The organism is Hominisplanchenecus sp. (genome assembly GCF_046967715.1).
GTDB lineage: Bacteria > Bacillota > Clostridia > Lachnospirales > Lachnospiraceae > Hominisplanchenecus > Hominisplanchenecus faecis.
This window is the reverse complement of record NZ_JBKVNQ010000021.1, coordinates 1-12502: the sequence shown is the minus strand read 5'-3', so window position 1 is coordinate 12502 and position 12502 is coordinate 1. Positions and strand designations below refer to the sequence as shown.

At 41.3% G+C, this 12502-nt stretch carries 11 protein-coding genes; 1 reads left to right on the top strand and 10 read right to left on the bottom strand.

Annotation, left to right across the window (positions count from 1 at the left end; all coding sequences use genetic code 11):
• Nucleotides 1-45: 45 nt before the first annotated feature.
• From ACLTL4_RS04600 to ACLTL4_RS04555, 10 genes are all read right to left on the bottom strand, one after another.
• Entirely contained in the window at nucleotides 46-1185 is a 1140-nt protein-coding gene (locus tag ACLTL4_RS04600; RefSeq protein WP_022118420.1) for a hypothetical protein, read from the bottom strand.
• Nucleotides 1186-1249: 64 nt separating this feature from the next.
• Entirely contained in the window at nucleotides 1250-2776 is a 1527-nt protein-coding gene (locus tag ACLTL4_RS04595) for a hypothetical protein (protein ID WP_215658796.1), read from the bottom strand.
• A gap of 38 nt (nucleotides 2777-2814) precedes the next feature.
• Complete coding sequence (locus ACLTL4_RS04590) at nucleotides 2815-3549, bottom strand: hypothetical protein (RefSeq protein ID WP_022118422.1); 735 nt, start codon at nucleotides 3547-3549, stop codon at nucleotides 2815-2817.
• A 17-nt stretch (nucleotides 3550-3566) separates the two neighbouring features.
• Nucleotides 3567-4250 (bottom strand): TIGR00266 family protein, encoded by a 684-nt coding sequence (locus tag ACLTL4_RS04585; protein WP_022118423.1) that lies wholly within the window; start codon nucleotides 4248-4250, stop codon nucleotides 3567-3569.
• A gap of 256 nt (nucleotides 4251-4506) precedes the next feature.
• Nucleotides 4507-6045: a helix-turn-helix transcriptional regulator gene (locus tag ACLTL4_RS04580; RefSeq protein ID WP_412291380.1), complete on the bottom strand. Its 1539-nt coding sequence runs from the start codon at nucleotides 6043-6045 to the stop codon at nucleotides 4507-4509.
• Between the two features lie 99 nt (nucleotides 6046-6144).
• On the bottom strand, nucleotides 6145-7509 hold the full coding sequence (locus ACLTL4_RS04575) for an extracellular solute-binding protein (RefSeq protein WP_022118425.1): 1365 nt from the start codon (nucleotides 7507-7509) through the stop codon (nucleotides 6145-6147).
• A 30-nt stretch (nucleotides 7510-7539) separates the two neighbouring features.
• On the bottom strand, nucleotides 7540-7923 hold the full coding sequence (locus ACLTL4_RS04570; protein ID WP_412291378.1) for a hypothetical protein: 384 nt from the start codon (nucleotides 7921-7923) through the stop codon (nucleotides 7540-7542).
• A gap of 160 nt (nucleotides 7924-8083) precedes the next feature.
• On the bottom strand, nucleotides 8084-8707 hold the full coding sequence (locus tag ACLTL4_RS04565; RefSeq protein ID WP_022118427.1) for a response regulator transcription factor: 624 nt from the start codon (nucleotides 8705-8707) through the stop codon (nucleotides 8084-8086).
• A complete protein-coding gene (locus ACLTL4_RS04560; protein ID WP_412291377.1) occupies nucleotides 8704-9981 on the bottom strand; it encodes a hypothetical protein in 1278 nt (425 codons plus the stop codon). The genes ACLTL4_RS04565 and ACLTL4_RS04560 overlap by 4 nt, the downstream gene beginning before the upstream one ends.
• Nucleotides 9978-11645, bottom strand: coding sequence for a histidine kinase N-terminal 7TM domain-containing protein (locus tag ACLTL4_RS04555; RefSeq protein WP_412291376.1), 1668 nt, complete (start codon nucleotides 11643-11645; stop codon nucleotides 9978-9980). The genes ACLTL4_RS04560 and ACLTL4_RS04555 overlap by 4 nt, the downstream gene beginning before the upstream one ends.
• 619 nt (nucleotides 11646-12264) lie before the next feature.
• Here ACLTL4_RS04555 and tnpA point away from each other — a divergent pair.
• Nucleotides 12265-12502, top strand: a 238-nt coding sequence (gene tnpA, locus ACLTL4_RS04550) for an IS200/IS605 family transposase (RefSeq protein ID WP_412290721.1), incomplete at its 3' end; no start/stop codon positions are given.

The following is a 12502-nucleotide window of genomic DNA, read 5'->3' as shown; positions in this document are numbered from 1 at the left end:
CTTTCACATCAGATGACATATTTCCGGTAGATCTGTATACTATGCCTATTTGATCTTTAACTTCTTAGGCTTTGAGTCATAGCTGTAAGCTTTGTACTTGGCATTGTTGTAAGTCTTAACCTTGAAGCTTGCTGTTCTGCCCTTTAAGCTTACCGGTGCATCCCAATTAAAATTCGCTGTGAAGGTGTTCTTTTTTCCTTTAATTGTCTTATATGAGGAAATTCCCTGAACAGTTGTTGTCAACTGAATACCCTTGGCACCTTTTGGCTTCTTGCCAAGAGTTACGGTAACTGTGAACTTTGTCTTATATTTATATCTCCACTCGCTGTAATTGAAATACTTTGTTACCTTTACATTTGAAACTTTTATGGACTTGATTACCGGTTTTACTGCAGGTCCCATTTCAACATTTTTGAATACCGCCGGATTTCCCTCAACAGTTATACCGTCAGGTGCATCAAGAGCAGGATTATCTACTTTTAGTTTTCCATAGAACTTGAAAGTGTATTTCTTTTTAGGTTTCATTCCTTTTGCTTTAATGCACTTGCCATCATTCCAGCCATTTATAATTGTTGCAAAATTTTTGTTTACTCCAACTACTTCCAGACGAGAAGTTCTTCCGCTGTCTGCAGCACTTACATTTATTGAGTTGATATTGAATTTGTTAGGATACGTAGTAATCTTCATATCAACTGGACGAGCTGCGAAATCGCTGAGAAATGCAACTTCTATCATTTCATCTTTATCTGGAGTTTCTACATAAACTTTCAGCTTAAAGGTTCCTAGGTACAGGCCGCCTCCTGCACTTAATCCAATCATTCCGTATGAAACGTTCCCATTGGTCACCCACTTCTGTTTGATTTCTACTGGATATCTGTCTCTTAGGTGCGTGTAATCTACGAAAGCTTTACCACTTTTAATGATTTCGTTAGAGACACTAAATTCTTTATAGTTTGCACCATCTGGCAGCTCTATTCTGCAAAAAACGCTGTCGTCAACAACCTTCTTGCCGAAAACATCTGTTGTAAAGGATATCTTCACACCGTTGTCGTATGTCTTGGAATACTTATAATCTGCATCATTTTTGTTAACTGTCGCTGCACTTGCAACCACTGCTGTTGCAGCGATCATAATAGTTGTCACTGCCAGAATAAACATCAGTCTCAATATTCTACCCTTTTTCATCTTCTTTTCCTCCTTTTGAAAATCAACTGCACTAAAAAGTATAATTATAATCTTTCTGCTTTTTTCAGAATCCTGTCAGTCTGAAAAACATCAGTTCATTTGCTGATCCGTCCTCTCGCTGCTGTGTCAGCAGGATCAAAAGAGAGCCATCATCTAAAAGCTGCATATCTTCCAGCCATGGATAACTGACGCCAAATATATCATCTGTAGAAATGGCACCCACATGGGTTCCGTCTTTTGCCCAGAATTGTATTTTCCGCATATTTCCGTCTGCCGCTACAAAACCATTTTCTGTTTCTGCCATGCCCGTGATGGAACCAAGCCTGTCTGGAGAACCAATGTCTGCTCCGCCTAATTCCAAAAGCTGATTGCCTTCATAATCATAGACAATAATTTTTGTGCCTCCGTCTTCCGCAGCCATGGAACCGGCAACCATAATATGGTCATTTGTGATCTGGACGTCATCTATCATAGAAAATGGTCCCTTGCGTTCATCATCTTTATTTAATCCGGTCAGTATCCACGGTTCAGCTGTCAGGTTACCGCCCTGATTCACAATCTTCTGCGTATCGCTGTTCACCCAGAAACTGATTCCCCATTCTCCGGACGGATGCATATTCAAATCGCCGTCTATCGTTGTCTGAAGCACCTTTTTGCCGTCTTTTACACCAATCACATCCTGGATTCCCGGTGAAAGATACAGCATTCCGCTGTTGTCCCCGGAGAGATATTCACAATCTCTTTCCAGTTCCATTGAGGAAACAAATTCGAGTCCACTTTCTGAATACTTGTAAGTATCCAGCTTATTCTCCAGCAAATGGTATACCTGATCGTCATGTTTTACAAACTGGTGATCCATAATCTGCATGACACCCTGTGCTTCTTTAAATGGTATATATTCCGGAACGATCGTATAAAAACCTACCATCTGTTCTGTCAATACAGGCTCAACAGGCTCTCCCTCCCATGGCCACGGTGCGTCTTCATTTCCTTCATCTTTTAATTCCATCACAATGCCTTCCAGCAATTCTTTGACAGAATCACTTGCTACCTCTCCTTCTACTCTGATATCATAAGACGTACCTGACTGCTCATGGCGATACATATACGTGCACCTTCCGGAATCATTTTCCGGCATTACCGCATACTCTGCATTCCCTATTGATACAGTCTCTGCTTTTCCTTCCGCATATTCCTTTAAATCCACACCGAAGGCAATCAGACCCTTCCGGTATTTATATGCATCTTCTTTTGTTGCTTCTATATAAATGCTGTTCCCGGAATCATCTGCTGTTTCTCCGTCAAAAAATCTGACGTAAGAGTAATCATCATCTTCCTGCATTCTTTCTTTGTCGTACTTCCATTCTTCCGGATAATACACAGTAAATAAACCAAGTTTCAGACTTTCCCTGCCCTGGAAGTCCTGATCAGATTCTGTTTCTGTCTGCACGGTTGTTTCTGTCTGCATAGCTGTTTCTGTCTGCATAGCTGTTTCTTTTTTTTCTTCTCCAGGTTCTTTTTTCTCTCCACAGGCAGTTGTCAGCAGGACACTTGTCATGATACACAGCACAAACCACATTTTCTTTTTCATGGGCTCTTCCCTCCTTTCACCATTTATGTCTTTTTCATTTATTTACTGTCACTTTTCACACAATGAAATGTATAGTAATCTTCGTCATCGCTGTAATCTACTTTCAAAGTATCATCGTCATTGATCGTTACGGAAAGAGACGGATTTTCTGATTCGATCATACAGTAGCCCATTGCAACTGACCACGGGAATGTCCCAATCTCCTCGCCTTTATAAACAACTGCTACATTGCGGTCATCTTTGAAGTTAAGACGCAGTGCATCACTGATATTCTCTACGCCTTCCATAGATGTCTGCGGTCCGTCTCCTAAAAGTTCTTCCACACTTTCAGCAGCCCACTCACCTATGACCACTTTCTCTTCCTTTGTCAGATAGCGAGCCGGATCCATGGCATCCGTTCCTTCCTTTGCGAAAATCACTTTTACTCCCATTCCGAGCATATCGTCAAAAGAAATGTTGTTTTCTCCGATGGTTCCGACCATTTCTTCTCCTTCGATAGTTAAGCTAAACTTGTCATCTTTTGCAGACCATTTTCCATTTCCGGTAACTTCTCCTACTGAAAAAGAAACTTTTCCGCCATTTTTTACCTCAAATTCGAAAGCTCCCCCAAAGGTTTCATCCACACTGACAGACATTCCTATCATCTGAGCGGACACTGCTATCCATTTTCCTTCATACGGACTTGCCTCTCCTGCTGTTTTTCCACAGCCGGCCAGTGTTATCATACTAACAATAAATGCAAACAAAAATAATAAATTCCATTTTTTCTTCATAACTCTCGCTCCTTCCCTTACTTATTTTTTGTAAAAAACGGAGTCAGTAATTCTGCCACCTTACTGATCGGCATTGTCTGTAAGATCACTTTACCCGGTCCTCTGACAACAGTATTAAAAACGCCCTCTCCGCCGACCAGCATATTTTTCACTCCTTTTACTGCCACAACATCCATTGTGCAGGTTTCTTCCATTGCTGCCAAATACCCTGTACTGATCAGGATTTCCTGTCCGGCATCCAACTCATACTCCACGGCATGCCCGTCAATTTCTACAAATGCAGTTCCATTTCCACTCAGTTTCTGCATAATGAAACCTTCCCCGCCAAACATACCTTTTCCTAATTTTTTCTGGAAATGCATGGACAGTTCCACTCCTTCTTCTGAAGCAAGGAATGCACTCTTCTGCACGATCATAGAATGACCGTCTCTGATATCCAGTGCTTTGATCGCTCCCGGAAAACTTGATGCAAATGCAATCGTTCCGTCTGCACCTTCTGCGGTATATCTGTTTTGAAACATAGAATCACCTGACATCAGCCTGCCGAACATTTTTTTCATTCCGCCTCCGGAAATTGTCTCCATTTTCATATTCGGACTCATCCAGCTCATGCTTCCGCTTTCTGTGATCATGGATTCTCCTGCTGATAATTCACATACAACAACCGGTAAATTTCCTCCTAATATTTCATACTTTTTCATAGTAAATTTCTCCTTCCTTTTTTTGTTTTGTTTGCTTTTCTGGTTTCGTCTGGTTTTGCTTTCCGTTTTCCTGTAATGAAAGCATAACAGATCCAGAAAATAAATGATATGGTCGCCATTCGTATTTTTAGCCTGATTTTCCAAAATACGAATGATTAGTATACTATATGTTGGTTTTTTTGTTTTGTAAAAACTATATATAGATATTTCTCATTTTTTATCCAGGAATAAAAAAAGAGTCTGTACGACTCTTTTTTTACTTCGTCCGGGTGTATGTCAGCTTATCCAGCTGATTGCATTTACGAAACAGGTCTATGTAAAGCATTAATTCTTCCCTGGCTGTTATTCCCAGTTTTCGGTTCATGTTTGTATTATGCTTTCTCGCCGTCCCAATACTGATATAAAGCAGCGAAGCTATTTCCTGGATCGTATATCCTTCAATATAATACTGAAGAACTTTTCTTTCTGCCGGAGTCAGCGTTTCCACACGCAAGGCAAATGCTTTAAGCATTTCTTCTATATTCGGAGGAATTCCGCCATTTTCCAGTTTTTCTGTATTTCTTTTTGTCTGCATAAAATCAACCAGTGCATCCACTTCTGAAATTCCCGACAGATTCCCGTCTGTCAGCGTATCATCCTGCAGTGCTTTTAAACTCCGCAAAATCGGTTTTACAAAACGGTTGGACATAGTGATGGAAAGAAGCAACAGGAGAAAAAGAAAGATCAACGTACCGGTAATCCAGGCTCTTCTGTTTTCTGCTGTTAATTTTTCATAATTCGCTTCGGACATCAAGGTCAGTACCGCCAGCGGCATTCCATTGCAGCTTTTGAGGTTAAGCAGTTCATGCCTGCCTATATACTTTCTGAAAGCAGCGGAATAAGTGTTATAATGCTTTCCATTCTTCACGGTCATCGTTCCGGTTGGTGAAAGATGAGTTTCTTTTGTGTCCCCGAACATTGCTTTATCCAGATAAATTTTCCCTTTTTCGTCCATTGGAGCCACTACTGTCACCATATTTCCACAGGATCCTTCTACCATAGGATAGGAAAGTCTGAAATATAGATTGCTCATCTCCATACCACACAGCCCCCGCACTTTTCCGGTGCTGTCTAAAACCGGCACATATAAAAGCTGTACATCTTCCCATGTATCCTTCAGTTTGAGCCGATCGGTCCACAGACAGCTCTCTGCCAGCCGGTTTCCTTTAAATTTCATGATCTGTTCATAGCCTGACAATGCAGATGTATCAAACTCTAAATTCCAACGGTTATGGAGCTGTACCTGCTCTGCCCTTGCAATATAAGCATTTCCCCTGAAAAAAACCACGTGCTGTTTGCTTGTATTTACTGCCTTTAAATCAGACAGCCGCAGGTAGATTCCCATGCGTGATGTGTCTGCGTACTCCGTTTCCGTATTTACCGTTGCATTTAATATAACAAAAACTCCGCTGCAATACTTCACATCCAGTGCTGATCTCAGTGAAGAATACAAAGCTGCCTCCAAATCCATAATTAACTGAGGATTGTCATTTAAATCGGAGAATGCTTTTCCATTGGCTGTCAAGTATTGACTTAACTCTTTTGTGATTTCTTCTGATAGAGAAATGCTTCTCGCCATCATAATGTCGGTCTGCTCTGTCATGGCAGACACCGTATTTTTCTGCTGGGCAGACAACATTTCCCCTACTTTCAAATCCATTCCCGGAATGACTCCCAAAATACTCATCAACAGAACTGCTGCCGAAAAAAGGGTCAGAATCACTACACACCAGTAAACAATCAGTCTTTGCTGCATACAGATGCTTTGTTTCCTTATTCCTTTTATGATTTTCCATAAATTTTTTCTCTTTTTCCTCATACGCCCGTCGCCTCTTCTGATTCATCCGGTCAGACATTATTGTGTGTATGCCACTTTAAAATCCGCTAATGTCTCTTTGACAAGTTTATCTATATTTTCCGGTTTGTTTATGCACTGCTGACGCTTTACTGACAATACTTTCCTGACAAGTTCTTCAAACCTTGTTTCCAGATCCAGATAGGAATCCAGCTGCGGAGCCGTATAAAATGTATAATTCTCCTGCGTATCCAGAAAAGCCTGATAAAGCGAGACATACATCGGATCACTCAGCTCCTTGATTGCTTCCGGAAGGCAGGCATCAAAAGCCTCCTGCTTTACCGGCATATATCCAAGGCTGGTTACAAATTCCACATTTTTCCGGGTTTCTGTCAGCCATTTAAGAAAGGTGATGCAGGCTTTTTCTTTGTCCGGTGTGGATTTTACAGTACAGATACCGGCACCCCGCTGCATGACCATCTTTTCCCCTGTGGAAAATACAGGACATGGCATGGCGACAATCTCTATTTTTTCTGATGTGTTATCTTCATAGGTAACTTCGTCAGAATAGTACAGAACACTGGCAGAGGAAGCCACTGACACGATGGAATCTCCCGTGCGTAAAGGTTCTGTCGCATAACCGCTGCGAAGCCATACACCTCCGGACAGTGCCGCTTTTGCATAAGGTTCCCATGCCGTTTCAAATTCCGGTCCAAAAGCCAGATTTTCTCCTTTAAAGAAATTTTCGCCCAATGACTCTACGCCTACCTGAAAATAGTTAAAATGATAATCATGAACAAAAAAATTCTTTCCGTCATGCGGGATCTTTGGTGTCTTGTTATCTGTCCATTCAGCATATTGTTCTGACATCGCAAAGAGCCCTTCCCATGTTCTTAAATCTTCGATATCCGCCCCTGTTTCTTTTGCAAAACGGTCAAATGCCGTTTTATTGACAAACATAACTTCCGTTGATTTTGCTACCGGCAAAATAGAAAGTCTGTCATGAATGACACCTTCTTCCAGAAAAGCAGGAATAAACTCGTCCAGTTCTTCTTTCGTAAAATAATCGCAGTAATCTACAAGAACGGTGTCATCCGGCATAGCCAAAACAGTTTTCGGATAGGAAACAAACATATCCGGCAGTTCGGAAGCTCCCGGATCTCCAAATGCAGATGCCAGTACATTTTCATGTATTGTATTCGTGTTCGTAACACTGCCAACCTGTACCCATATATTTTCCTCTTTTCCTATCGTTTCGTTAAACTGATCAATCAGATCATTTAAGGGTGATTCTGTCTGTCCGCCATATACATGCCACAATGTGACAGTGATCGGATCTTTCGTTTTTTTCTGCCCGCACCCTGTAAAGATCAGGACTGCAATCACTGCCAGAGACAGGCAGATCCTTTTCATAACAGATCTCATGTTTATCTTTTCTCCTTCCGGGACTGCAGCTTACAGACTGTCCAGAACTGCAGTCATATAGCTGGATGAAATGGTATTGTAAATGAAACAGTCGATCAGACCCGTTTTTTTACATTCTACTACTTTTTTTGCGGTCTCTGCATTTGCTTTCTCATCTACTGTAAAAATAAATTTACAGTTTGGAGCATACCTACGCACTTCCCGGCAGATTGCCAGACGTTCTTTTAATGGCCACAATGCTTGACCTGTAATTTCCATCATCAGAATATGCGGCTGAATGACTCTGCATAATTCTGCTGTTTTATCCGGTGTGTCTGACATCTCAATAAAAAAATCAGAATCATAGGATTTGAGCACCTTTGCTATGGCATCCGAAAATAAATAATTCTGCATATCGATAACGACCTTTCTCACACTCTGTTCCCTCCCTGTTTTTTACACTCGTTTCACTTTTACATACTACTATGATATCTGTTTTTTGAGACTTAAGCACTACCCAGATGGGTAGTAAAATGTACTTTTGCAAAAAATCCCATTGCTTCACTATCAGGAAAGCAATGGGATTTTTCATTTTTTAAAATCCGTTTATAATCAGATTTTTCTTTGTAACAGCTACCGCCAGTTTTGTTTTGGAATCAAAATTTGTTTTCTGCAGCATATTTTTAATATGCCATTTTACTGTCTCCGGTGATATGCACAAACTCTCTGCGATTTTTTTGTAGGATTCTCCTTCCACCACTAATCGCAGGACAGCCAGTTCCCCCTGTGTAAAATCACAACTTTTCGCCGTTCCGATCATCACCGTCGGCGGAGCGTCCGGATAGACACTCTCTCCTTTCATCGTGCGGTCCATAACCTCCAACAGCTCTTCTTTTCCGGCATCTTTATACCAAAAACTTTCTACTCCTGCTTTATGTGCCCTCTCAATAAAACTGCACTCTGCTAAAGAAGTCACGATAATTATCTTTATCTGAGGCATCGTTTTTTTAATCTGCTCTGCTGCCACAAGACCGCTCTCATCATCCTCTGTACAGACATCCATCAGGACAAGTTCACACCTGCTCTGTCTGCACACAGTTTCTGCCATAGCTGCATTTGTGATGGAAGCTTCCAGAGAGTATCTCCCACTGGACTGAATATAATTTTCCATATCTTCCCTTGCCATACGCTGATCTTCCACGATAAGTACCCGTATCATCTCCGCACCTCCCTTAAAAGCTTAACGGTTATCGAAAACCGTGGGGCTGCAGTGATCCTCATGCTGCCTCCACATTGCTCCACCCTTTTTCGTATACCGGATAGCCCTCCGCCTTCTTTGATGTTTTTTTCCGGTTTCTGTCCATTATCCGTGAGCACCATGACCCACTCCTGCTCTTCAATACTGAATTTCACATACAGTTCGCTTGCTCCTGCATGGCGGACACAATTGGAAAGTGCCTCTAAAAGTATGATATCCATCAGTTCAGATATATGAGATTCCCAGACTTTTTCTCCTGTATAAATGATTTTTACTCCCAGAACTTTCGCCCTTTCCTGCACCTGCCTGTGCAGCTGTTCTCCTTCAACAGACTCATTATCCTTATTCAGCAGGTCTAATGTCTGCTTCCATTGCGAGAGAAACATATCACGATCTTCTTCGGATTCCCGCATCAACATTCGCTGTGTTGCCAGCACGCTGTATCCCAGATTATCATGCACTCTCATTTTCATAGATAATGTCTCTTCTTCTCTGGTCAGAGTTACGACATTTTTGGAAAGTGCTTTCATAGCCGCCGACATTTCCTGAAGCTTCTGATTTTCTTTTTTTAACAATGCCTTGCTCTGACATAATTCTGATACTTCTGAAGCAAGGAACTGAGAAAATCGATCTCCACCTGCCGTAATGATCTCTTTCTCTGAAAATTTCCATACGCTTCCGTCTGAAAAGCAGTATACTTTCAGATCAAAATCATAAAATACATGATCTTTAAGAGGCCGTCTCAGTGCTTCCCGCAATTCTGTGATGTTCTGGATATCCCTGCCTGCCAGATTCCGGCAAAGCTGATACATTTTCCGGTTCATCAGTTTCGGCATTCCGTTCCTGTCAAAAAATCCGATTCCGCTCGGCAAATTGTCCAGACTTTCCTGGATCGCATTTTCCCTCAGACAGTTTGTGCGACGTTTATAAATTCCAAATGCCTGTATTCCCGCAAATAAAAATCCGCAGATCCCCATAGCGATCAGGATTCCATACGGCATTTTTAAGAATACCATGAAATCCTCTTCTTCATAAAATCCCTGCCGCACACATAACCCGGACGTTATCAGGAAAGCAGCTATAAGCAACAGGCTGTCCTGCAGCATCGCCTTTTTTTTTCTTTCCCCTGTTCCCTCACAGATGAGCAGAATCATATACAGCAATGTCAGAAAAATGAAAATCCAGACTGCCATGATCCGATATTCCGGCGGACAGCTTCCAAATGCTTTCATCATTCATCATGACCCCCTTTCAGTACCAGGGAAAGCAGCCATGCACCGTCAAAATCCTGCTCTGCATAAGCCTGGTATCGTCCGGCAACTTTTTGCAGATTTGTTTTACATTCCACACTCAAAGACATAAGGATCTCTTCATCCCTGCGTTTGAGATTCAGGGTGAATGCCGACAGATCTTCGAGTGATTCTTCAATGACTGCCTCAAGAAAATCATAAATCTGCATGGCATCCTCACTTCGGATTTCATCCAGAGAAGTGACAAAAGCTGCTTCCACATGATTCCATTCCAGACTCCTTATCGTTTCCCTGAAGCATAATTCCAGCTCTCTTATCGGAAACATTGCACTCTGCTCTGCGATAAGGATAAGATTGCTGCGTCTTTTTATATAGGCTCCGATCACAACAATTTTCCCTAATATTTTTTTTCTTTCCTTCTCATTTTCTTCCATGGCATATGCTTCCATGAATTTCGCCAAAAGCGTACTCTGTCTTGCTGTTTGTTTCTGTATTTTATCATACAGCTGATTCTGGACGGAAAGTTTTTCTACTTGTTTTTTTGTTCTCAGATTTTCTTCTTCAATCAGATTTGCATCTTTTAATTCTTCTTTACGGTCTTCCAGCTCTTTTAAAATTTCCTGTAGTTCTGAGAGATTTTCTTTCCATAAGACATAGCCTCCCCAGATTGGTTTCCCTGACAGCCGAATTCCATTTTCCGACATGACAGGTCTTTGGATTACCTGTTTTGCGATCTTTGGTACAATATATTCAGAACCCTGAGACTGATAAATGCATTTTCCATTCTGGTCTGTGATCTGTGCCGAAATGGTAGATGCTGCAAATAACTGTGCATATCCTGTATTGGAGGGGATCAGTCCGGACTGGATGCAGCTTTCAATGATCAAAGCAAACAGAAGGCACAATGTGGCTGTCATATCTTTTGAAACTATTTTCCAGAAAGGCAGATCAAGATAATAAGCAATGCTGTAAGCCGCCGCCACTCCATAAGCGGCAAAAGGCAGCCAGCCCATTTTTTTATTTTTAATTTTCCTGCATCTTAACAGAATGATCAAAAGTGCCGCCAGAGCACATCCAAGCTCCCATGCGATTACAATATAATACCCTCTTCCATATCCATAAACTCCTGTTTTATAAGAAGATACTTCTCCAAGTTTTCCCTTCGGAAAGGTAAAAACCAACTGGTGCATATCATTTGTTAATACAATTCCGATCAGAAAAAGTGCAGGAAGAAACAGCAGCCATCGTCTTTTTGGTAATTTATAGCCCTCCGGCTGCCGTATATAAAAGGCCAGATAAAGACTGACCGTAGGGATCAGCAACATAGGTATATAGTAAAAATACCAGGCGTATCGCCAGGCTGTCGGCATCTCGTCCGATATTTCAAATTTGCACATCCGGATAAACATCCAGAAAATCATCATTGCTGCGATTGCAGTCAGGCAACGACGGATTTCTTTCTGGATAATCCTTTTCCGGAAAGAGATCGCCCACACCACATAAAGTCCTATATAAATAAAAGGTCTTAAAAGACGGCAGGCGGATTCCAGATAAGGATCTGCAACCGACACATAATGAAGCAGAACTGCAGTGCACACGCACAGTGCCACACTTCCGGCATATAATGTAAACTTCTTTTTTTCTGACACTGCTCCTGCTCCTTCCTGTTATGATTTACCATTATGTTCTTCACTGTTTCATAACTTCCGCATACGATGCTTATCACAAAGACGAAAACTCCAAGTAAAATCAAATTTTGCTGACGACTGTGCAAAAATTTCCGATATTTTCGATTTCTGGCTATTCTTTTTTCAAAATGCATGTAGTTACTCCCTTTTATCTGCACGGTTATATGATTTTTCCTGTAAAACTGTAATATTTCTATTATATAATATCTCCTTGATACGGTCAATTTGAAATAAGGCTACCGCAATCCCACTGGCTTTAGACGGTGGGTTAAGGTAGCCAAAAATCAGAAATTATAGTATACTCATGGCATGGGAACCTGGAAATCTAAAAACAGACACAAATACTTATGATGTTGGGGTCAAAAGATGCCATACGAATTGTTCCGTACTTCGTACTTCCACAATTCTTTCTACGCTCCGCTTCGGTCGGTGCTAAACATGTGCCACTGGCACATAGCACCCCAATATTCGCATATCGTGAAGCTTACGCTCCACTTTTATGCTCATATTGGGGCGGGTCATTAAGCCATAAAACCACTTTTGTGCAAGCACATCGTGGTTTCAGGCTTTTGACCCTGGCATCTACTTATTACAATATCACATTATTTTCGTCTGCAAATATAGGAAGAAATTACTGGTTTCGAGACAGATATCAGATGATATAAAGCAGTTTTCATATGAGATATGTCAAAGGCACAGTGTTATTATCAGATATATGGAAACAGATAAAGACCATATTCATTACATGATAGAGACAGAACCGACAATGTCTATCAGTAAGATTGTAAACCTGATGAAGAGCTATACAACATACCATA